Origin of the sequence: Kitasatospora cinereorecta, from assembly GCF_024172095.1 — a bacterium.
In the GTDB taxonomy this organism is placed as follows: Bacteria; Actinomycetota; Actinomycetes; order Streptomycetales; family Streptomycetaceae; genus Kitasatospora; species Kitasatospora cinereorecta.
Genome location: NZ_JAMZDX010000005.1, coordinates 514,204 through 534,397, shown reverse-complemented (window position 1 = coordinate 534,397; position 20,194 = coordinate 514,204). Strand labels below are relative to the sequence as shown.

At 74.8% G+C, this 20,194-nt stretch carries 18 protein-coding genes; 11 read left to right on the top strand and 7 right to left on the bottom strand.

What is annotated here, in order from left to right; all coding sequences use genetic code 11:
* From FHR36_RS28030 to FHR36_RS28020, 3 genes are read left to right on the top strand one after another with little or no spacing between them, the layout of a single operon-like run.
* Nucleotides 1-1,143 (top strand): acyl-CoA dehydrogenase family protein, encoded by a 1,143-nt coding sequence (locus FHR36_RS28030; protein WP_253801532.1) that lies wholly within the window; start codon nucleotides 1-3, stop codon nucleotides 1,141-1,143.
* 34 nt (nucleotides 1,144-1,177) lie between these two features.
* Nucleotides 1,178-2,392 (top strand): acetyl-CoA C-acetyltransferase, encoded by a 1,215-nt coding sequence (locus FHR36_RS28025; protein WP_253801530.1) that lies wholly within the window; start codon nucleotides 1,178-1,180, stop codon nucleotides 2,390-2,392.
* Nucleotides 2,393-2,410: 18 nt separating this feature from the next.
* The gene (locus FHR36_RS28020; protein WP_253801529.1) at nucleotides 2,411-4,576 is read left to right on the top strand and encodes a 3-hydroxyacyl-CoA dehydrogenase NAD-binding domain-containing protein; all 2,166 of its coding nucleotides are present in this window, start codon (nucleotides 2,411-2,413) and stop codon (nucleotides 4,574-4,576) included.
* Nucleotides 4,577-4,630: 54 nt separating this feature from the next.
* Here the strand turns inward: FHR36_RS28020 and FHR36_RS28015 are convergent, their stop codons facing one another.
* The 4 genes from FHR36_RS28015 to FHR36_RS28000 all read right to left on the bottom strand — a co-directional run bounded on the left by FHR36_RS28015 (nucleotide 4,631) and on the right by FHR36_RS28000 (nucleotide 8,204).
* Complete coding sequence (locus tag FHR36_RS28015) at nucleotides 4,631-5,347, bottom strand: MerR family transcriptional regulator (protein WP_253801527.1); 717 nt, start codon at nucleotides 5,345-5,347, stop codon at nucleotides 4,631-4,633.
* A gap of 244 nt (nucleotides 5,348-5,591) precedes the next feature.
* Entirely contained in the window at nucleotides 5,592-6,611 is a 1,020-nt protein-coding gene (locus tag FHR36_RS28010; protein WP_253801526.1) for an isopenicillin N synthase family dioxygenase, read from the bottom strand.
* Nucleotides 6,612-6,871: 260 nt separating this feature from the next.
* Entirely contained in the window at nucleotides 6,872-7,282 is a 411-nt protein-coding gene (locus FHR36_RS28005; protein WP_253801525.1) for a VOC family protein, read from the bottom strand.
* Nucleotides 7,283-7,349: 67 nt separating this feature from the next.
* Nucleotides 7,350-8,204, bottom strand: coding sequence for a PP2C family protein-serine/threonine phosphatase (locus FHR36_RS28000; protein ID WP_253801524.1), 855 nt, complete (start codon nucleotides 8,202-8,204; stop codon nucleotides 7,350-7,352).
* 132 nt (nucleotides 8,205-8,336) lie between these two features.
* Between FHR36_RS28000 and FHR36_RS27995 the strand changes: the two genes are divergently transcribed.
* Nucleotides 8,337-8,732 carry an SHOCT domain-containing protein gene (locus tag FHR36_RS27995; RefSeq protein ID WP_253801522.1) on the top strand — a complete coding sequence of 132 codons (396 nt, stop codon included), beginning with the start codon at nucleotides 8,337-8,339 and terminating at the stop codon, nucleotides 8,730-8,732.
* Between the two features lie 96 nt (nucleotides 8,733-8,828).
* Here the strand turns inward: FHR36_RS27995 and FHR36_RS27990 are convergent, their stop codons facing one another.
* The gene (locus FHR36_RS27990; protein WP_253801520.1) at nucleotides 8,829-9,056 is read right to left on the bottom strand and encodes a DUF8691 family protein; all 228 of its coding nucleotides are present in this window, start codon (nucleotides 9,054-9,056) and stop codon (nucleotides 8,829-8,831) included.
* 76 nt (nucleotides 9,057-9,132) lie between these two features.
* Nucleotides 9,133-11,946: a helix-turn-helix transcriptional regulator gene (locus FHR36_RS27985; protein ID WP_253801517.1), complete on the bottom strand. Its 2,814-nt coding sequence runs from the start codon at nucleotides 11,944-11,946 to the stop codon at nucleotides 9,133-9,135.
* A gap of 356 nt (nucleotides 11,947-12,302) precedes the next feature.
* Between FHR36_RS27985 and FHR36_RS27980 the strand changes: the two genes are divergently transcribed.
* The 4 genes from FHR36_RS27980 (at nucleotide 12,303) to FHR36_RS27965 (ending at nucleotide 15,392) form a co-directional block, all read left to right on the top strand.
* Entirely contained in the window at nucleotides 12,303-12,665 is a 363-nt protein-coding gene (locus tag FHR36_RS27980) for a DUF6325 family protein (protein ID WP_253801984.1), read from the top strand.
* A gap of 38 nt (nucleotides 12,666-12,703) precedes the next feature.
* Nucleotides 12,704-13,009 (top strand): SHOCT domain-containing protein, encoded by a 306-nt coding sequence (locus FHR36_RS27975; RefSeq protein WP_253801516.1) that lies wholly within the window; start codon nucleotides 12,704-12,706, stop codon nucleotides 13,007-13,009.
* A 38-nt stretch (nucleotides 13,010-13,047) separates the two neighbouring features.
* Nucleotides 13,048-14,643 carry an MFS transporter gene (locus tag FHR36_RS27970; protein ID WP_253801514.1) on the top strand — a complete coding sequence of 532 codons (1,596 nt, stop codon included), beginning with the start codon at nucleotides 13,048-13,050 and terminating at the stop codon, nucleotides 14,641-14,643.
* A 104-nt stretch (nucleotides 14,644-14,747) separates the two neighbouring features.
* A complete protein-coding gene (locus FHR36_RS27965; protein ID WP_253801513.1) occupies nucleotides 14,748-15,392 on the top strand; it encodes a hypothetical protein in 645 nt (214 codons plus the stop codon).
* 28 nt (nucleotides 15,393-15,420) lie between these two features.
* On the opposite strand, the gene FHR36_RS27960 is transcribed toward FHR36_RS27965, so the two are convergent.
* Entirely contained in the window at nucleotides 15,421-16,314 is an 894-nt protein-coding gene (locus tag FHR36_RS27960; protein ID WP_253801512.1) for an alpha/beta fold hydrolase, read from the bottom strand.
* Between the two features lie 87 nt (nucleotides 16,315-16,401).
* On the opposite strand from FHR36_RS27960, the gene FHR36_RS27955 reads away from it, so the two are divergent.
* The 3 genes from FHR36_RS27955 to FHR36_RS27945 all read left to right on the top strand — a co-directional run bounded on the left by FHR36_RS27955 (nucleotide 16,402) and on the right by FHR36_RS27945 (nucleotide 20,183).
* The gene (locus FHR36_RS27955) at nucleotides 16,402-17,031 is read left to right on the top strand and encodes an alpha-ketoglutarate-dependent dioxygenase AlkB (protein ID WP_253801511.1); all 630 of its coding nucleotides are present in this window, start codon (nucleotides 16,402-16,404) and stop codon (nucleotides 17,029-17,031) included.
* A gap of 118 nt (nucleotides 17,032-17,149) precedes the next feature.
* Nucleotides 17,150-17,857 carry a DnaE2-dependent mutagenesis accessory factor ImuA' gene (locus FHR36_RS27950; RefSeq protein ID WP_253801510.1) on the top strand — a complete coding sequence of 236 codons (708 nt, stop codon included), beginning with the start codon at nucleotides 17,150-17,152 and terminating at the stop codon, nucleotides 17,855-17,857.
* Between the two features lies 1 nt (nucleotide 17,858).
* Nucleotides 17,859-20,183, top strand: a complete 2,325-nt coding sequence (locus FHR36_RS27945; protein WP_253801508.1) for a Y-family DNA polymerase — start codon at nucleotides 17,859-17,861, stop codon at nucleotides 20,181-20,183.
* Nucleotides 20,184-20,194: the final 11 nt, after the last annotated feature.

Genomic DNA, 20,194 nt, shown 5'->3' with positions numbered 1-20,194 from the left:
GTGCAGCGCGAGCTCTACACCGAGGAGCACGAGGCCTTCCGGGAGACCGTCAAGGCCTTCCTCGCCAAGGAGGTGCTCCCGCACCACGACCGCTGGGAGCGGGCCGGGATCGTGGACCGCTCCGCCTGGCTGGCCGCCGGGAAGGCCGGCCTGCTCGGCCTCGCCGTCCCCGAGGAGTACGGCGGCGGCGGCACGCCCGACTTCCGCTTCGCCGCGGTGCTGGCGGAGGAGTTCGTCCGGGCCGGGGCCAGCGGCCTCGCGCTCGGCCTGCACAACGACATCATCGGCCCGTACCTGACCTCGCTCGCCACCGAGGAGCAGAAGCAGCGCTGGCTGCCCGGCTTCTGCAGCGGCGAGCTGATCACCGCGATCGCGATGACCGAGCCCGACGCCGGCTCCGACCTGCAGGGCATCCGCACCACCGCGACCGACCAGGGCGACCACTACCTGCTGAACGGCGCCAAGACCTTCATCTCCAACGGCATCCTGGCCGACCTGGTGATCGTGGTCGCGAAGACCACCCCGGAGGGCGGCGCGCACGGCCTGAGCCTGCTGGCGGTCGAGCGCGGCACCGAGGGATTCGAACGCGGCCGCAACCTGGACAAGATCGGCCAGAAGGCCCAGGACACCGCGGAGTTGTTCTTCCACGACGTCCGCGTCCCCAAGGAGAACCTGCTCGGCGAGGTGAACCAGGGCTTCCTGTACCTGATGCGCAACCTCGCCCAGGAGCGCCTGGCCATCGCGGTCTCCGCCATCGCCGGCGCCGAGCACCTGCTCGAGCTCACCACCGCGTACGTCAAGCAGCGCACCGCCTTCGGCAAGCCGCTCGCCAAGCTCCAGCACGTCCGCTTCGAGATCGCCGAGCTGGCCACCGAGTGCGCGGTCACCCGGACCTTCGTGGACCGCTGCATCACCGAGCTGAACCGGTACGCGCTGACCCCGGTGGACGCCTCGATGGCCAAGTGGTGGGCCACCGAACTGCAGAAGCGGGCCGCCGACCGATGCCTCCAACTCCACGGCGGGTACGGATACATGAGCGAGTACCCGGTCGCCAGGGCGTTCACCGACGGCCGGATCCAGACCATCTACGGCGGCACCACCGAGATCATGAAAGAGATCATCGGCCGCTCCATCCTCGGCTGACCCCCGGTCTCCCCACTGCGAAAGGCACCCAACCGTGACCACCGAAGCGTACGTCTACGACGCGATCCGCACCCCACGCGGCCGGGGCAAGGCCACCGGTTCGCTGCACGGCACCAAGCCGATCGACCTGGTGGTCGGCCTGATCCACGAACTGCGCCGCCGCTTCCCGACCCTGGACCCGGCCGCGATCGACGACATCGTGCTCGGCGTGGTCTCCCCGATCGGCGACCAGGGCTCCGACATCGCCCGGGTCGCGGCCATCGCCGCCGGGCTGCCCGACACCGTCGCCGGCGTCCAGGAGAACCGCTTCTGCGCCTCCGGCCTGGAGGCGGTCAACCTGGCTGCCGCCAAGGTCCGTTCGGGCTGGGAGGACCTGATCCTGGCCGGCGGCGTGGAGTCGATGTCCCGGGTGAAGATGGGCTCCGACGGCGGCGCCTGGTTCGCCGACCCGATGACCGCCTACGAGACCGGCTTCGTCCCGCAGGGCATCGGCGCCGACCTGATCGCCACCGTCGAGGGCTTCAGCCGCACCGACGTGGACGCCTTCGCCGCCGAGTCCCAGGCCCGCGCCGCCAAGGCCCAGGCCGACGGCCTGTTCGACCGCTCGGTGGTGCCGGTCCGCGACCGCAACGGCCTGGTGGTGCTGGAGCGCGACGAGTTCATCCGCCCCGGCACCTCGGTCGAGTCGCTGGCCGGGCTCAAGCCCTCCTTCGCGGCGATCGGCGAGGCCGGCGGCTTCGACGCCGTCGCCCTGCAGAAGTACCACTGGGTGGAGCGGATCGACCACGTCCACCACGCCGGCAACTCCTCCGGCATCGTCGACGGCGCCGCCCTGGTCGCCATCGGCTCCCGCGAGATCGGCGAGCGCTACGGCCTCACCCCGCGCGCCCGGATCGTCTCGGCCGCCGTCTCCGGCTCCGAGCCCACCATCATGCTCACCGGCCCGGCCCCCGCCACCCGCAAGGCCCTCGCCAAGGCCGGCCTCACCCCCGCCGACATCGACCTGGTCGAGATCAACGAGGCGTTCGCCGCCGTCGCGCTGCGCTTCATCCGCGAACTCGGCTTCCGCCCCGACCAGGTGAACGTCAACGGCGGCGCCATCGCCCTCGGCCACCCGCTCGGGGCGACCGGCGCGATGCTGATCGGCACCCTGATCGACGAGCTGGAGCGCCGCGACCTGCGCTACGGCCTGGCCACCCTCTGCGTCGGCGGCGGCATGGGCATCGCCACCGTCATCGAGCGCATCTGACCCGGGAGACCTTCCACCATGACCGAAGCCACCGCCATCCGCTGGGAGCAGGACCAGGACGGAGTGGTCACCCTCGTCCTCGACGACCCGGTGCAGTCCGCCAACACCATGAACGCCGCCTTCACCGACGCCCTGGAGGCGACCGTGGAGCGACTGGCGGCCACCGAGGGCCTGCGCGGCGTCATCGTCACCTCCGCCAAGAAGACCTTCTTCGCCGGCGGTGACCTGCGCCTGCTCTCCTCCGTCGGGCCCGAGGACGCCGAGGGCGTCTTCGCCAACTCGATGCGGATCAAGCGCGCGCTGCGCACCCTGGAGACCCTCGGCAAGCCGGTGGTCGCCGCGATCAACGGCGCCGCGCTCGGCGGCGGCCTGGAGATCGCCCTGGCCTGCCACCACCGGATCGCCCTGGACGCGCCCGGCAGCAAGATCGGCCTGCCCGAGGTCACCCTCGGCCTGCTGCCCGGCGGCGGCGGAGTGGTCCGCACCGTCCGGCTGATGGGCATCACCGACGCGCTGCTCAAGGTGCTGCTGCAGGGCCGCCAGTACCGCCCGGCCCAGGCCCTGGAGGCCGGCCTGGTGCACGAGGTCGCCGCCACCCGCGAGGAGATGCTCGCCAAGGCCCGCGCCTTCGTGGACGCCAACCCGGAGGCCGTCCAGCCCTGGGACGTCAAGGGGTACAAGATCCCCGGCGGCACCCCCAGCAACCCCTCGTTCGCCGCCAACCTGCCCGCCTTCCCGGCCAACCTGCGCAAGCAGCTGGCCGGCGCCCCCTACCCGGCGCCCCGCAACATCCTCGCCGCCGCGGTGGAGAGCACCCAGGTCGACATCGACACCGCGATGGTGATCGAGGCCCGCTACTTCGCCGAACTGGCCTGCGGGCAGATCTCGAAGAACATGATCCAGGCGTTCTTCTTCGACATGCAGGCGGTCAACTCCGGTGCGGGCCGCCCCAAGGACGTCCCCGCCCGGACCGTCTCCACGGTCGCCGTGCTCGGCGCCGGCATGATGGGCGCCGGCATCGCGTACTCCTGCGCCCAGGCCGGGATGCGGGTGCTGCTCAAGGACGTCACGATCGAGGCCGCCGAGCGCGGCAAGGCCTACTCCGCCGGGCTGCTGGACAAGGCCGTGGCGCGCGGCCGGACCACCCCCGAGGAGCGCGAGGCCTTCCTCGCCCGGATCACCCCGACCGCGGACGCCGCCGACCTGGCCGGCTGCGACGCCGTGATCGAGGCCGTCTTCGAGAACGTCGAGCTCAAGCACAAGGTGTTCCAGGAGGTCCAGGACGTCATCGCCCCCGACGCGCTGCTCTGCTCCAACACCTCCACCCTGCCGATCGGCCTGCTCGCCGAAGGCGTGGAGCGCACCGCCGACTTCATCGGCCTGCACTTCTTCTCGCCGGTCGACAAGATGCCGCTGGTGGAGATCATCGTCGGTCCGCAGACCGGCCAGGAGGCGCTGGCCCGCGCCTTCGACCTGGTCCGGCAGATCCGCAAGACCCCGATCGTGGTCAACGACTCGCGCGGCTTCTTCACCTCGCGGGTCATCGGCCAGTTCATCAACGAGGGCGTGGCGATGATCGGCGAGGGTCTCGACCCGGTCTCGGTCGAGCAGGCCGCCGCCCAGGCTGGCTACCCCGCCAAGGTCCTGTCGCTGCTGGACGAGCTCACCCTCACCCTGCCGCGCAAGATCCGCAACGAGGCCCGCCGCGCCGTCGAGGAGTCCGGCGGCAGCTGGACCCCGCACCCCGGCGACCTCGTGATGGACCGGATGCTCGACGAGTTCGACCGCCCCGGCCGCAGCGGCGGCGCCGGCTTCTACGAGTACGAGGACGGCCGCCGCACCCGCCTGTGGCCCGGTCTGCGCGAGCACTTCACCCAGCCGGGCAAGGAGATCCCGTTCGAGGACATGAAGGAGCGGATGCTCTTCGCCGAGGCGCTGGACTCCGTCCGCTGCCTGGAGGAGTCCGTCCTCACCTCGGTCGCCGACGCCAACGTCGGCTCCGTCCTCGGCATCGGCTTCCCGGCCTGGACCGGCGGCGTGCTGCAGTACATCAACGGCTACGACGGCGGGCTGCCCGGCTTCGTCGCCCGCGCCCGTGAGCTGGCCGCCGCGTACGGCGAGCGCTTCACCCCGCCGCCGCTGCTGCTGCAGATGGCGGAGGAGGGGCGCACCTTCCGCGACTGACCGGGTGCCCGACAGGCTCCCCGCCGACCCGGTGGGGAGCCTGTCGGGGTGGTCTCACTCCGGGCGGGCGGCCAGCTCGTCGGCGAGGGAGCGCTGGAAGGCGGTGACCAGCGCCTGCACCACCACCGGCTGGATCCCGTCGGCGAGTGCTTTCATCCGTTCCAGCTCCTGCGGCGCGGGCGCGCTCTCCAGGTACGGCTTCCAGACCGTCTCGCGGAACAGTCGGTGCAGGTCGTGCGCGGTGGCCTGGCTGTGCAGCCGCACCACCGCACGGGCCGCCACCAGGGTCTCCAGCGGGATCGGCACGTCCATGATCCGCAGGCCGAGCGGCAGCAGGCCGGGATCGGTCTTGAACACCTCCGGGTCCGCGGTGCGGTGCAGCGCGCCCATCGCGGCCAGCCGGTCCAGGTCCTCGTCGGACAGCGGGCGGCCCACCCGCCGCTCCACCTGCTCGCGGGTGGTCTCCTCCGCCGTCTCCGGCGTCCAGGAGGCGACCAGGGCGCGGTGGATCGCCAGGTCGAGCGAGTTGATGTCCTCGGGCAGCTGGGCCAGGTAGCGCTCGATCGCGGCCAGGGTCAGGCCCTGGCGCTGCAGCTCCTCGATCAGTTCCAGCCGGCCCAGGTGCTCGGGCCCGTACAGTCCGACCCGGCGCGGCCCCAGCTCGGGCGGCGGCAGCAGGCCCTTGGTGCTGTAGAAGCGCAGCGTGCGCACCGTCACCCCGGCCCGGGCGGCCAGTTCGTCGACGGTCAGCCGGGTCGGCGTCGCGGTCATGGTCGGCCCCCGTGCCCGAACGTGGTGGTGCAGCAGTATTGCTGTGACACCAGCAGTGTGACACCGTCGCAGTACGGCAGTCCACTCCGGAAGGGCCGTCCCGGAGCGGGGAGAGCGCCCGGGACGGCCCGCCGCCGGAAGGGTGCGCCACGGCACGGCTGTACGCGCCCCGGCACTCTCCAAACCGGGGCGCGTACAGGTCTTCGGGGCCGGCCGCCCTCTTTGGGACGCCGGCGTTCGCGGGTCAGCCGAGCGGCAGCAGCTCGGCGTGGTGGCGCCGGGTCACCTCGGGATGGGCGCGCAGGTAGCCCTTGAGCTCGTTGCGGCCGAACTCCGCGTACAGCGGGTTGGACGGGTCCTGCGTCGCCCCCGGCGCGTGGTGCGCGCTCGGGAACTCCAGCGGCTCGATGTGGGCGTCCAGCCGCGGGTTGTAGAAGAACGGCACCGAGTACCGCTCCCGGGCCCCCGGCGGGCTGACCACCCGGTGGCTGGTCGCCTTCAGGTAGCCGTCCGTGGCGACCTCCAGCAGCTCGCCCAGGTTCACCACGAACGCGCCCTCCATCGGCGGCACTTCGAGGAACGACCCGTCCGGCCGCTCCACCTGGAGGCCGCCGACGGTGTCCTGCAGCAGCAGGGTGATGAAGCCGTAGTCCTTGTGGGTGCCGACCCCCTGCCCGGCGCCGTCCGGCGCGGTGCCCGGGTAGCGCACCAGCTTGAGCCGCAGGTGCGGGTGGCCGGCGAACGCGTAGTCGTAGAAGCCCGGGTCGGCGCCGATTGCGGACAGCAGCTCGTGCAGCAGCCGCCGGCCGACCCCGCTCAGCCGGTCGATCCAGTTCAGCGCCGCGGTGCGCAGCTCCGGCAGCGCCGCCGGCCACTGGTTGGGGCCCTCCAGCCACCAGTACGGCGGCTCGTCCGGTCCGGGCACGTGCGGCGGCAGCTCGGCGCCGATGTCCAGCTGGTCGCGCCAGTCCTGGCTGCCGCCGGTCCGCTCGTCGCCGGTCCGGGTGTACCCGCGGAAGTGCGGCGAGTTCAGATTGCTCACGGCCAGCCGGTCGGCCTCCGGAAGGTCGAAGAACGCCCGCATCGCGCCGGTCAGGGCGGCCGTCTCCGCCGCGGTCACGCCGTGCCCGGTCAGCTGGAAGAAGCCGACGTCGGTGGCGGCCGCGCGGAGCGCGTCGTGCAGGCGGGTCCGGTCCTCGGGCGAACCGTCGGCGAGCGACAGGTCGATCACGGGAAGGCCGGTGGAAAGGGACTGCTGCGTCATGGGTGACATCCGCTGGATCGGTGCCCCGGCGGTGCCCGGCGGTCGCCGGGGACGCTGCCGCTGCCGCGCCCGATACGGCGGGAGTCAGCGGAGCCGGGGAAAGGTGTGTGCGCCCCGAGAAAGGGCAGGGGAGAGTGGGTCAGCCGGAGCGTCGACAGGACATGCTCGTGACGCGGAGCAGGTCCACGTGGCGACGGCTGACGAGAATGAGCACGCCACCAGAGTAGATGACCGGCCCATCGACCGGCCAACACCCCTGCTCACGCCTTCCGCGGCTCGCCCCGGTAGGTGCCGAACGCCCACAGGTTGCCCTCCGGGTCGCGGACCGTGAAATCGCGCGAACCGTAGTCGGTGTCGTGCGGCGCCGCGACCACCTCGGCGCCGGCCGCCACCGCCCGCCCGTACAGCGCGTCCGGCTCGTCGGTCACCACGTACGCGCCGAACGCCCCCGGCCGCAGCGGCCACGGGTCGTCCGCGCCCGGCTCCCGCGCCGACCCCAGCATCACCCCGCCACCCGGCGGCCACGCCAGCTGGGCGTGGTGCACCCGCTCCTCGTCCCCGTACACCACCGTCTCCTCGAAGCCGAACGCCTCGACCAGGAAACGGATCAGCGTCCGGGCGTCCCGCGCCCGCAGACTCGGCCACACCTGCGGCGCCGGCTCTCGGGTCACCCTGCACTCCTTCACCCGGGCAGTCCCCCGGCCTCCCACCCTAGGTCCTCATCCGGCGCTGCGCGGTTCAGGCGGGGGCGGCGGGGCGTACGCAGGCGGGGACCGGGACGAGGACGGCGGTGATGTTGTCCTCGCCGCCGGCGGCGAGGGCGTGGTCGACCAGGGTGCGGGCGTCCGGGAGCAGGTCGCGGGGGACGGGCCCGGGGAGGACCGTGCGGAGGGCGGCGGGGCCGGGCAGGTGGCGCCAGAGGCCGTCGGTGCAGAGCAGCAGCCGTCCGGGCACCGCCGGGCGGTAGCTCCGGACACCCGGTACGGGATCGCCCGCGTCGGCGCCCAACCAGGCGGTGAGCGCCTCGAGTTCGCCGGTGTCGTCGGCGGTGAGGGCCATCCCGGGCCCCTCGTCGGGCAGCCAGTACGCCCGGCTGTCGCCGACCCAGCAGCTCCACACGCCCTCCGGACCGGCCACGCCCGCGGCGAACGTGCACGCCGGAGCACCGCCCACGCCGGCCGGTGCCGCGGCCTCCGTCCCCGCCGCCCCCGCGGCCAGCGCGGTGACCGCCCGTCCGGCCCGTACGGCGGCATCCGCCAGCACGGTCTCCGGCAGCGCCCCCGCCCGCAGGCCGGCGGCGATCGCGGCGGCCCCGACCTCCGCCGCCACCACGGCCGCGCGCTCGGCGCGGGGCGCCATCGAGACCCCGTCGCACACCACGCCGACCGTCCAGGCGCCGACCGCGACGAGCACCATCGCGTCCGCGTTCACCTCCGGTCGCCGCCCCCGGTCGCTGACGCCGGCCGCACCGTTCGCGGCGGCCACCTCCAGGTGGGCGCGGTACGCGGGCTGCGCCGCCCCGCAGTCCCAGCAGTGCCCGTCCGGTGCGACCGTCCCCCCGCATGTCCCGCAGCCCGAATTCTCCGTGATCATGACGGCATCCTGGCAGAGGAATCACCCGCGCGGGGTGGTGCGCGGGAGGGGGTGGGCGGCGAGCGTGGAGGCCAGGGGTGTCGGTCCATCCGTACCCCGGGCCGGCGCACTTCCGACGACGGGAGCCAGGCGATGCACGACTATCCGCTGCTCGACATCTTCCTCACCACGTTGTACTTCTTCATCTTCGTGCTGTGGATCATGTTGCTGTTCCAGATCTTCGGCGATCTCTTCCGCGACGACAACGTGAACGGCTGGGGGAAGGCCGGCTGGTGCATCTTCCTGATCTTCCTGCCGTTCCTCGGTGTGTTCGTCTACCTGATCGCCCGGGGCAAGGGCATGGGCATGCGCGCGGCCGCCCGGGCCCAGCAGGCGGAGCAGGACTTCCGCAGCTATGTGCGGGAGACCGCCGCGGACACCAAACCCGCCAGTACCGCCGATGAGTTGGCCCGTCTCGCCGAGCTGAAGCGCAGCGGCGACATCACCCCGGAGGAGTACGAGCGCGCCAAGGCGCGCATCCTGGCGTGACCTCGCGCCGGACCGCCGACTCCCGTACGGAGACACGAACGACGGAGGCCGGACCCCCACCCGGGGCGTCCGGCCTCCGTCATCGACGTCGCGCGCTCACTCCGTGACTTCCGGCGAGACCTCCGGCTCGAGCACCTGCCGCAGTTCGACCACGCGCAGGCCCAGCGCCTGGAACCGGGCGAGCAGCCCGTACAGGTGGGCCTCGTCCACGATCCGGCCGACCAGCACGGTCTGGCCGGCCAGCACGGCGCTCTCGAACTCGGGGAAGCCCTCGTCGAGCACGACGTCGGACACCGTCCCCGCGATCCGGAACTCGTAGCGCATGGCCGCCTCCCGGCCTCCCATGCTCCCGGGCCCCACCCGCTCGGTGCATCACCCGGCAGAGGTGAGACCGCGCCGCCTACAGCAGTCGCAGTCGGCGGGCCCGGCGGACCGCGTCGGCGCGGCGGGTGGTGCACAGCTTGCGGTTGATGCTCTTCAGGTGGGTCTTGACCGTGTTGACCGACAGGTGGAGGTCGGCGGCCACCTCCACCGTCGACATCAACTCGGCGACGCGGCGCAGCACTTCCTGTTCGCGTTCGCTGAGCGGCTCGACCGGGAGCGGCTCCGCACCGCCGGCCGGCCCCTGAGGCGGCCGGAACTCCGCGGGCAGCCAGCCGTACGGTCCGCCGAGCCCGGGCCGGCTCCGCAGGTACGCCGCCGGCCACGGTCCCGCCTCCACGAACGCCCGCCGCAGCCGGTCGGGCTGCGCCACCGCCAGCGCCCGGGCGAACGGGCGCTGTGCCGCGGCGTCGTGTCCCGTCGCCGCGCTCGCCTCGGCCCGTACCAGCAGCGCCCGGACGGCGGCGCCCGGCGTCCGCCCGACCTCGGGGGGCAGGGCGGCGACGGCCGCCGCCGGGTCCCCGAGCCGCAGGTGGGCCCGCGCCGCCACCAGCGCGCCGTCGCTCCCGCCGCGGGCCGCCGCGAGCAGGGCGGCCGACGCGTCGCCGGTCGCGAGCAGGGCCGCCGCGACGAGGGCCGCGACCCGGCTCTCGGCCCGGGGCGACCCGGTCCACGGCTGTTCGTCCGGCTCGGGACTGTGCCCGTCCTCGGGGTCGGGCCGGGGCGGGGTGTGCCCGAGCAGGGCCAGGGCGCCGTGCGGGTCGCCGCGGTGGAGGGCGAGCCGGGCCCGGGTGAGGGCGAGCACGGTGCGACGCAGCCGGTCGCCGGGACGGTCGCCGGGGTGGTCGGCGAGGGATTCGGCGCGCTGCAGTTCGAGCTGGGCGGCGGCCGGGTCGTCGCGTTCGGCGGCGACCTCGGCGAGCACCAGGCGCGCGATGGCACCGTCGGCGGTCTCGGGCAGGCCCAGCTGCTCGTACGCGGCGATCGCCCGCCGGGCGTGGGCCTCGGCCCGGCCGGGGGCGCCGTCCCAGAGTTCGGCGAGCGCGAGCAGTCCGAGCGCCTCGTACCGTCCGGGCAGCGCGGCCGCGGCCACCCCCGGGGCCCCCGCCGTCGGAGCGGGCTCGGCGGGCTCGGCGGGCTCGGTCGGCCGCAGCACGCCGGCGAGCGCTTGGCGCGCGGCATCGATCCGCCCGTCCCAGAGCCGGACGGCGCCGAGCCCGACCGCCAGCAGCGCGGTGAACTGCGGCCGGTCGCGCCGGGTGCGGTCCGCGGCCCGGGGCAGCAGCCGCTCGGCGGTGGCGGCGGCCCGCTCGGCGTCGGCCACGGCCCCGGTGAGCCGGGCGGCGGCGACCCGCAGCAGGGCCGCACCGAGCCGGAGGTCGTCCCCGTCGGGCCGGTCGCCGTCGAGCCCGACCCCCGCTGCCTGCGCGGTGCCCGCCGTCGACCGGCGCTCGGCGCGGTCGAGGTGGCGGACGGCGGCGTCGGCGTCGCGGGCGGCCAGCGAGCGGGCGGCGCGGACGAGTTCGGTGGCGGGGCCGCCGGTGTCCGGCGGCAGTTCGGCGAAGAGCGGGCCACATTCGCCAGGGCCCGGGGCGGCGGCGAGGCCGGGGTCGGTGAGGAAGCGTCCGAGCGCGAGGTCGCGGACCAGCCAGCCGGCGGCGAGCTCCCACTCGCCGGCCGCGGCGGCGTGCCGCAGTGCCTCGTCGGGCAGGTCGGCGGCGTGCAGCCAGCGGGCGGCGGTGCCGTGCAGCTCCTGCTGGAGGCCGGGGTGGCGGGCGCGCAGGTGGACCCGGAGGATCTCGGCGAACAGCGGGTGAAGCCGGTACCAGGAATGGTCCATCGGGGTGACGAAGGCGTTGGCGTGGGCCAGTTCGTCGAGGATCCGCTCGCCGTCGGGCCGGCCGGTGAGCGCGTCGGCCAGGGCGGGGTGGGCGCGGTCGAGGACGCTGGTGCGCAGCAGCAGGTCGCGGGTGGCGGCGGGTTGGGCGTCGAGGACCTCGGCCAGCAGGAAGTCCGCGATGGTGGAGTGCCCGGCCTCGAACTCCTTGAGGTAGCCCTCCCGGTCCGGGGCGTGTTCGGCGGCCAGCGCGGACAGCCGCAGCCCGGCGGCCCAGCCCTCGGTGCGCTCGGTCAGTGCCCGGACGCCTTCGGCGGACAGCGCGAGGCCGTGGCGGCGCAGCAGGACGGCGGCCTCGTCCGGGGTGAAGGCGAGGTCGGCGGCGCGGATCTCGGTGATCTCGTCGGCGGCCCGGTAGCGGTGGAGCGGCAGCGGCGGTTCGGTGCGGCTGATCAGGACCAGGCGCAGCCCGTCGCCGGCGTGCCGCAGCAGGGTGTGCAGGTCGGCGGCGAGGCCGGGGTCGGTGAGGTGTTCGGCCTCGTCGAGGATCAGGACCAGGGGCTCGGGGCGTTCGGCGAGGGCGTCGGCCAGCCGGCCGGGCAGCTCGGGGCCGGTCGCCGCGGCGCCGGGGGCGGCGGGCAGCCGCCCGGGCGGGACGGCGCCGGCGCGGCGCAGGGCCTCGGTGAGGCAGGCCCACAGCGCGCCGGGGGTGTTGTCCCCGGGTTCGAGGGTGAGCCAGGCGGCCGGTCCGGGCAGCGGGGCGGTGCGCGCCCAGTCGCAGACCAGCAGGGTCTTGCCGGCTCCGGCCGGGCCGTTGACCAGGGCCAACGGGCGTTCGCGCAGGCCCAGGGTGAGGCGTTCGGACAGCCGGGTGCGGCGGACGAAGGTCGCGGGGACGGGCGGCACCCGCAGCCGGCCGCCCAGCACGGAGCCCGCGGCGGGCGGTTCGGGGCCGGGGCCGCCGCCGTCGTGCCGGGGACTCGGATCGGGGCTCATGACGATCACCACCACGGATGCCGCACGGTCCCTCCGGCGGGTTCCCACCTTCGATCGTGGAGCGGCGGGGGAAGGGGTGCAAACGCCGTACCGGCCGATCGGTCCACGTCACGGCCCCGGAGGCTCACCCCCAACAGGTGATCCGTCGGCCCCCGGGGGCGGGATAGCGTCGCAGACGGTACCCGGCCGTCGGCATGCGCCCGGCCCCGCCGGTACCCGTGTCTCACCGTCCAGGAGCCGACTTTCCAGGAGTTGACGTGAGCGATCTGACCAACGCGCCCGGCGGCACCACCGAGCCGGGCCCCATCGACTACCTGATCATCGAGTTCCCCGGCAGCCGGCTGACCGGCGAGGGGATGCCGCTGCTGGTCGACCTGGTCGACCGCGGCATCATCCGCCTCCTCGACCTCACCTTCGTCAAGAAGGAGGAGGACGGGTCGCTGGTCGGCATCGAACTGGCCGACGTGAACGGCGACGGCGCGCTCGACCTCACCGTCTTCGAGGGCGTCTCCTCGGGGCTGGTGGGCCAGGAGGACATCGGGGAGGCCGGTGCGCTGCTCGCCCCGGGCGACTCCGCCGCGATCCTGCTCTACGAGAACCTGTGGGCCGCGCCGCTGGCCGCCGCCCTGCGCCGGGCCGGTGCCCGCATGGTGGCGGGCGGCCGGATCCCGGTCGAGGACGTGATCGAGGCGCTGGACGCGCTCGAGGCCACCGGCTGACCCCGGATCCCCCGTTTCCCACTCCTCAGGAGGAAACCATGCCCGGACTGCTTCGAGGTGTCGCCCGCACCGCGGTCGTCGCCGGTACGGCCACCGCCGTCTCCAACCGTGTCTCCCGCCGCCAGGCCGGCCGCTGGGCGGCTCAGGAGGAGCCGCAGCAGCCCCAGACCGTCTACGTCCAGGCGCCGGCGCAGCCTGCGGCGCCCCCGCCCGCCGCCGCGGCGCCCGCGCCGACCATGGAGGACAAGCTCGACCAGCTCAAGGACCTCGCCGCGCTCAAGGAACAGGGCGTCCTGACCGAGGAGGAGTTCGCGGCCCAGAAGGCCCGCATCCTCAGCAGCTGACGGGACGGCTGTCCCGTCCCGGTCGCCCGGGAGACACCGTGAACCGCTGGAGGGCCCTGATCGTCCTCGGGACGGCCCAGTTCCTGATGGTGCTGGACGCCTCGGTGATGAACGTGTCGATCAGTCAGCTGGTCGAGGACTTCGACACCGAGGTGACCGCGATCCAGGCCGTCATCACCCTCTACACCCTGGTGATGGCGGCCTTCATGCTCACCGGCGGCAAGCTGGGCGACATGTTCGGCCGCCGCCGGGTCTTCGTCGTCGGCCTGGCCGTGTACGGCGTCGGCTCCGGACTGACCGCGGTGGCACCCACCGTCGGCGTGCTGGCGCTCGGCTGGTCGGTCATCGAGGGGCTCGGCGCGGCGCTGGTGCTGCCCGCCCTCGCGGCCCTGGTCGCGGGCGCGTACCGCGGCCGGGACCGGGCCGTCGCGTACGGCGTGATCGGCGGCCTGGCCGGGGCCGGCATCGCCGTCGGACCGCTGCTCGGCGGCTGGGTCACCACCTACCTCACCTGGCGGCTGGTGTTCGCCGGCGAGGTCGTCCTGGTGGCGCTGATCCTGCTGCTGATGCGCTGGGTGCCGCCCGAGCGGACGCCGCCCCGCCGCACCCGGCTGGACACCGTCGGCGTGGTCCTCTCCGCGGGCGGGCTCGCCCTGGTCGTCCTCGCCGTGCTGCAGAGCGGCACCTGGGGCTGGGTCGAACCGCGCAACCCGCCGTTCACCGTCCTCGGCTTCGCCCCGACCCTGTACGCGATCGCGCTCGGCGTGGGGCTGCTCTACGCCTTCTGCCGGTGGGAGCGGCGGCAGGAGGCGGCCGGGCACGAACCCCTGGTCTCGCTGGACCTGTTCGGCAACCACCCGCTGCGCTCCGGGCTGGCCACCCTGTTCAACCAGAACACCATCCTGCTCGGCCTGTTCTTCGTCATCCCGCTGTACCTCCAGGTCGTCCAGGGCCTCGACGCCTTCGAGACCGGACTGAAACTGCTGCCGGTCTCGGTGACCATGCTGATCGCCTCGATGTGCGGCTCGCTGCTGCTGCGGATCGCCTCGCCGCGGGCCATCGTCCGGATCGGGCTGCTGGTCCTGCTGGCCGCCACGCTCTGGCTGATGACCACCATCGGGCCCGAACTGAACGGTGCCTCCTTCGCCGGGTCGATGGCGCTGCTCGGCCTCGGCATGGGCATGCTGGCGTCGCAGCTCGGCAACGTCGTCCAGTCCAGCGTGGCGGAACGGGACCGCAGCGAGGCCGGCGGCCTGCAGTACACCGCCCAGAACCTCGGCTCCTCGCTCGGCACCGCGCTGATCGGCGCGATCCTGATCGGCGCCCTGGCCGGTTCGGTCACCAGCCGGATCGAGTCCGACCCGCGGATCTCGCAGGCCGTCGCCGGGCAGGCCACCGTCCACATCGAGGCGGGCCTGTCCTTCATCCCCGCCGACCAGCTGTCCGCGACCCTCGCCCAGCATCCCGAGATCCCGCCCGCCGAGGCCACCGCCATCGTCGAGCACTACCAGGACGCCCAGATCGAGGGGCTGAAGACCGCCGTCTTCGCCTGTGCCGCGATCACCGCCGCCGGGCTCCTGTTCACCCACCGGCTCCCCAGGGACCGCCGCCCGGCACCAACACCCGGGGACTGACCTCGCGTCCGGTGCCGTTCGGGTCGGTCCGGTTGCCTGCGGTGCGGGCCGGTGGCGCCACCCCGCCGACGCGGGCCCGCCGCCGGCCCGCGATGATGGCCGACATGACGGCGCTCACCGACCTCGACCTCACCGGCTTCACCGAACGCGAAACCGGCGTGTGGACCGATCCGCAGGGGCTGATCCTCTCGCTGCACCACTTCGACCTGGTCCCCGACCTGCCCGCCTCCCTTGAGCGCCCCGAGCAACTGCAGCGTGGTCTGGCCGAGTCCACCGCCCTGGCCGGCGCGGGTCTGATCGAGGCCGTCGTCGGCGAACTGGACGGTGTGCCGGCCGTGCGGCAGCTGGTGAAGATTCCCCTGCCGGGCCGCTCCGGTCAGGCCTTCATCGGCTCGTGGACCATCCCCAGGGCCGAGTGCAGCACCGTCCTCAAGATCCAGGCGGGGGAGGGGCGGATGAGCGGCCTGCGGGAGGCCATGGTCGCCGACCAGGTCGGCTACGACGACTACTTCCGGCCGCACCCGTACGCGCCGGAGCTGCGCGGCGGCCTGCCGTACCACGTCGCCGACCACCCCGAGTGGGACGACCGGTTCCCGGACCACCCGCTCACCCTGGTCCGCGCCACCCTCGAGCGCCTCACCCCGACCGTCCGTCTGGCCGGCGGGTTCAAGGCCCTCCCGCCGTTCCCCGGCTCACCCGCGGATCCCGAACCCCCGCGCCCGCGACGCTGGTTCAACCGCCGGCGCTGACCCGTCCGGCGACTCGCGGCCCGGGCGGTCACGGGTCGGGCGACTCATGTCTCCCGGGCCGCCGGCTCCACGCGCTCCCGGATCCAGCGGTGTGCCCGAGCACGGCGCGGACGACCGTCTCCCAGTCCGCCCGTTCGACCCCGTGGCCGGCGTCCGTCAGGACCAGGAGTTCCGCTCCGGGGATCCGTTCGGCGAGCGCCTCGCCGTGCCGGAGCGGGAACAGCGGATCGGCTGTCCCATGGATCACCAGCGTGGGCACGGCGATCGAGGACAGCGACGCCCGGGGAAGTCGGCCCTCCGGCAGCACGTCGTGGTTGCGGGCCGCGGCGAAATCCCGGGCCCGCTCGACGTCGCGGCGGACCAGCTCGCGGGCGGCTGTCCCGTCGAACGGACGCTGGTCTCCCGCCAGCAGGCGCGCGTAGGCGACGTGGTGTTCGATCACCGCATCCGGATCCGACCAGTCGACCTGTGCGGTTGCGGCGAACCGCATGAACGCCTCGCTCGGCGGGGGGAGTTCGGGTCCGTCAGGCACGGCGCAGGAGCTGCTGATCAGAACGAGTGACCGGACGCGGCCCGGGTGCTCGAGCGCGAGCAGTTGCGCGAACGCCCCGCCGGCGGAGACGCCCACCACGTGGGCGGCCGGGATCCCGTGGGCGTCGAGCACCCGGACGGCGTCATCGACCAGATCCGCGCCGGTGTATCCGGGCCGGCCCGGCGGGTAGCCGGTCGACCGGCCGGTGTCGCGGTGGTCGTAGCGGATCACCGAGCGTCCGCCCTCGGCGAGCATCCGGCAGAAGTCCTCCTCCCACCAGAGCATCGAGGCTCCGGTGCCCATGACGAGTAGGACGGGCGGGTCCGACGGGTCGCCGAAGGACTCGGTGCAGAGCTCGACGCCCGCCGCCTCGATCATGCACTCGGCCATCGCCGCCCTCCTCTCCCGTCCCATGGTGCTCGCTTGTCCCGGGAAATCTATCGTACAGATGTTCGATAATCCGCGTACGCTGAAGGGATGGAGTTCCAGCTGCAGGGTTCACTGTTCGATGTCGCCGAGGACGTCGGCCTGGGGTCGCTGCGCGGGGTGCGGCGGACGGTGCTCGGCGCCGGGGCGTGGATCGATGTGCTGCCCGGCTGGTTGGCCGGGGCGGACGTGGTGTTCGAACGGCTGGTCGCGGGAGTGCCGTGGCGGGCCGAGCGGCGGGAGATGTACGACCGGGTGGTTGACGTACCCCGGCTGCTCGCGCACTACGGGGCGGACGCCGAACTGCCCGATCCGGTGCTGGAGCGGGCGCGGTCCGCACTGAGTGCGCACTACGCCGAGGAGTTGGGCGAGCCCTTCGTCACCGCCGGCCTCTGCTACTACCGCGACGGGCGGGACAGCGTGGCCTGGCACGGCGACCGGATCGGCCGGGGCGACCGCGAGGACACCATGGTGGCGATCGTCTCGGTGGGGGAGGCGCGTCCGCTGCTGCTGCGGCCCCGGTTCGGCGGCGGGCCGACGGTGCGACGGGCGCTGGGGCACGGCGACCTGCTCGTGATGGGCGGCTCCTGCCAGCGCACCTGGGAGCACGCGGTGCCCAAGAGCGCCAAGCCGGTCGGGCCGCGGATCAGCATCCAGTTCCGGCCGCGCGGGGTGCGCTGAGCGCGCGGCCCGGCACCGTACGGTCACCCGATGTGGTCGGAACGGGTGTTTCTGCAGCTCAGTCAGATTCCCGGACTTGAATATTGGCGAACGGATGTTCGATCCTTGGATCGTGCACATGTTCGAATCCGCGATCGTCCGGTCGTCCGAGCTCACCCAGGACGGGGCCGAGCTGCTCCCGGTCCTGCCGGCCCTGGCCCCGCTGCTGCCCGGCGGCGGCCTGCGGCGCGGCAGCGCCGTCTCGGTGGGCGGCGACACCGGCCTCCTGCTGGCGCTGGCCGCCGGCGCGGTCGCGGACGGCGCCTGGGCCGCCGCCGTCGGACTGCCCGAACTCGGCCTCTCGGCCGCCGCCGGCTACGGCATCGACCTGCGGCGCCTGCTGCTCGCCGACCACCCCGGAGGGCACTGGCCCGAGGTGGTCTCCGCCCTCGCCGGCGCGGTCGGCCTGATCCTGCTGCGCCCCGGCGGACCCGTCGCACCCCAGCTGGCCGCCCGGCTCACCGCCGTCCTGCGGCGCGGCGGCTGCGCCCTGCTGGTGGCCGGCCCCTGGCCGGGCGCCGTCCTGCGGGTGAGCGTCCGGACCGGCCGCTGGTTCGGCCTGGGGGAGGGGCACGGGCAGCTGCTCGGACGCCAGGTCGAGGTCGCCGCCGAAGGCCGCGGCACCGCCACCCGGACCCGGACCGCCCGGCTCTGGCTGCCCGACGAGACCGGCGCGGCGCGACCGATCGAGGCGTACGAGGCGGTCCTGCCGGTCGAACCCGGCGTGCCGGCAGCCGCGGCGGGTGCAGCGAGTGCCGTGGGCGCTGCCGGGCTGGCGGTGGTGTGACGTGAGCGGCCTGCGGGAGAAGGACCGGGACGGCAGCGGGACGGACGCGGGCGTACCGCGGGTCCTGGTGGTGTGGTGCCCGGACTGGCCGGTCGTGGCGACCGACCCGGAAGCCGGCCCGGCCGGACCGGTCGCCGTGGTGGACGGCGGCAAGGTGCTCGCCTGTTCGAACGCGGCCCGCACCGCCGGGGTCCGCCGCGGGCAGCGGCTGCGACTGGCGCAACGGCTCTGCCCGGAGCTGACCCTGCGCGAACGCGACGTGGAGGCCGAGATCCGCCGGTTCGAACCGGTGGTCGCGGCCGTGGAGGCGTTCACTCCTCGGGTGGAGGTGCTGCGCCCCGGCCTGTGCGCGATCCCGGTGAAGGGACCGAGCCGCTACTTCGGCGGCGAGGAGGCGCTGGCCGCCCGGGTCCACGCCGCGGTGGCGGCGGCACTCGCCCGTAGCCTCCGCGAACCGCCCCCCGCCGCCGGGCCGGACGGCCCCGCCGAGCCCGCGGACCCCCCGATCGTCCTGCTCGACCCGCGCACCGACGGAGTCGGCGACGGCGACGGAGCCGCGCCGGTCGACCCGCCGGCGCTCGCGCTCGTCCCGCCTTCCGCCACCGACAGCCGTCCGGACCCCGCCGCCCCGGCGGGCCGGCCGCACCTGACCGTCGTACCCGACGCCACCGCACCGACTGCCGTCCCGGGGCGCGGTTCCGACCTGCCCACCGACACCCCCGAGGCGTCCCGTTCGGCCGGTGCCGTACCCGGGCGCGCCTCCAGCGGCGCCGTATCCACCGGCACTCCCGCCGTGCTCGGGCTCGCCACCGGTGTCGTGCCTGCCGACGCTCCCGCCGCGCGCCGGCCCGCCGATGGTGCGCCCGCCGCTGCCGTCCCGGGGCGCGCTTCCGACCTGCCCGCCGGCACCCCCGAGGCGTCCCGTTCGGCCGGTGCCGCACCCGCCGACGCTCCCGCCGCGTCCGGGCCGGCCGATGCCGGGTCCGGCTCCGAGGTGGCCGCTGTCCGGTCGGCTTCGGCGGAGCCGGCGCGGTGTCATCTCGGCGTGGCCGACGGGCTGTTCGCGGCGGTGCTGGCGGCCCGGGTGGGGGCGTTGGTGCCGGTGGGGCGGACGGCGGAGTTCCTCGCGCCGTACCCGGTGGCGGCGCTGGGCGACGAGGAACTGGCCGATCTGCTGAGTCGGTTGGGCGTCCACACCGTGGGTGCCTTCGCGGCGCTCTCCGGCACCTCGGTGGCGGACCGCTTCGGCCCGACCGGCATCGCGGCGCACCGGCTGGCCCGCGGCCTGAACGCCCGCCCGCTGGCGCCCCGCCCGGAGGGCCCGGACCTCGGCGCGGAGCAGCTGTTCGACCCGCCGGAGGAGTCGTCCGAGCCGCTGGTGTTCGTCGCCCGGATGCTCGCCGACCAGGTGCATGCCGGCCTGGCGGCGGTCGGCCTGGCCTGTCAGCGGGTCTCCGTCGAGGTGTCCTGCGCCGGCGGCCGGACGGCGGCGCGGCTGTGGCGGCACGAAGGCAGTCTCACCGCGGCCGCGCTCGCCGAGCGGGTCCGCTGGCAGTTGCAGGCGTGGCAGTCGGCCGGGACGTTCACCGGTGCGGACGGCGGCTTCACCGCGCTCCGCCTGGTCCCGGACGGCCTGGTGCCGGACCAGGGACGGCAGTTGGCGCTCTGGGGCGAGGCGGTGGCCGAGGACCGGGTGGTCCGGGCGGTGGCCCGGGTGCAGGCGCTGCTCGGGTACGCCGGGCTCCGGCAGGGGGAGGCCGCCGGGGGCCGCTCCCCGGCCGAGGAGTCGGCCCGTCTCCCCTGGGGCGAGTCCGCGGACTCCGCCGGTCTGGGCAGCCGACCGGGCGCGGCCGACGGCGTCCGGAGTCACGGTGGTTCGGCCTACGGGACCGAGCCGCTGTCCGCCCGGCCGACCGCCGCCACCGGCGCCGCGGCGCCCCTGCCCCGCCGCCGCGGCACCGGGGCGGCCCCCGCCCGCCGTCGCACCGTCGAGCCGCCGGCCGCCCCCTGGCCGGGACGGCTGGAGGACCCGGCGCCCCCGGTGGTGCCGCCCGCGCCCGTCCCGGTCGCGGTACTGGACGCCGCCGGTCGGCCGGTCGCCGTCAGCGGCCGGGCCGAGGTGTCCGCCGCCCCGGCGGTGCTCGAACTCCGCGGCCGCCGGCTGCCGGTGGTGGGCTGGACCGGCCCGTGGCCCGCCGTCGAGTACTGGTGGGACCCCGGCCGGTCCCGCCGCCGCGCCCGCTTCCAGGTCACGGTCGCCGACGGGAGGGCGCTGCTGCTGACCCTGGAGGACGGGGCCTGGTACGTGGAGGGCGCCTACGACTGATGACCCGACCG

Coding starts and splice junctions, on each gene's coding strand:
- FHR36_RS28020 (WP_253801529.1), top strand. CDS start 2,411: ATGACCGAAGCCACCGCCATCCGCTGGGAGCAGGACCAGGACGGAGTG.
- FHR36_RS28015 (WP_253801527.1), bottom strand. CDS start 5,347: ATGACCGCGACGCCGACCCGGCTGACCGTCGACGAACTGGCCGCCCGG.
- FHR36_RS28010 (WP_253801526.1), bottom strand. CDS start 6,611: ATGACGCAGCAGTCCCTTTCCACCGGCCTTCCCGTGATCGACCTGTCG.
- FHR36_RS28000 (WP_253801524.1), bottom strand. CDS start 8,204: ATGATCACGGAGAATTCGGGCTGCGGGACATGCGGGGGGACGGTCGCA.
- FHR36_RS27995 (WP_253801522.1), top strand. CDS start 8,337: ATGCACGACTATCCGCTGCTCGACATCTTCCTCACCACGTTGTACTTC.
- FHR36_RS27990 (WP_253801520.1), bottom strand. CDS start 9,056: ATGCGCTACGAGTTCCGGATCGCGGGGACGGTGTCCGACGTCGTGCTC.
- FHR36_RS27985 (WP_253801517.1), bottom strand. CDS start 11,946: ATGAGCCCCGATCCGAGTCCCCGGCACGACGGCGGCGGCCCCGGCCCC.
- FHR36_RS27980 (WP_253801984.1), top strand. CDS start 12,303: ATGCCGCTGCTGGTCGACCTGGTCGACCGCGGCATCATCCGCCTCCTC.
- FHR36_RS27975 (WP_253801516.1), top strand. CDS start 12,704: ATGCCCGGACTGCTTCGAGGTGTCGCCCGCACCGCGGTCGTCGCCGGT.
- FHR36_RS27965 (WP_253801513.1), top strand. CDS start 14,748: ATGACGGCGCTCACCGACCTCGACCTCACCGGCTTCACCGAACGCGAA.
- FHR36_RS27960 (WP_253801512.1), bottom strand. CDS start 16,314: ATGGCCGAGTGCATGATCGAGGCGGCGGGCGTCGAGCTCTGCACCGAG.
- FHR36_RS27955 (WP_253801511.1), top strand. CDS start 16,402: ATGGAGTTCCAGCTGCAGGGTTCACTGTTCGATGTCGCCGAGGACGTC.
- FHR36_RS27950 (WP_253801510.1), top strand. CDS start 17,150: ATGTTCGAATCCGCGATCGTCCGGTCGTCCGAGCTCACCCAGGACGGG.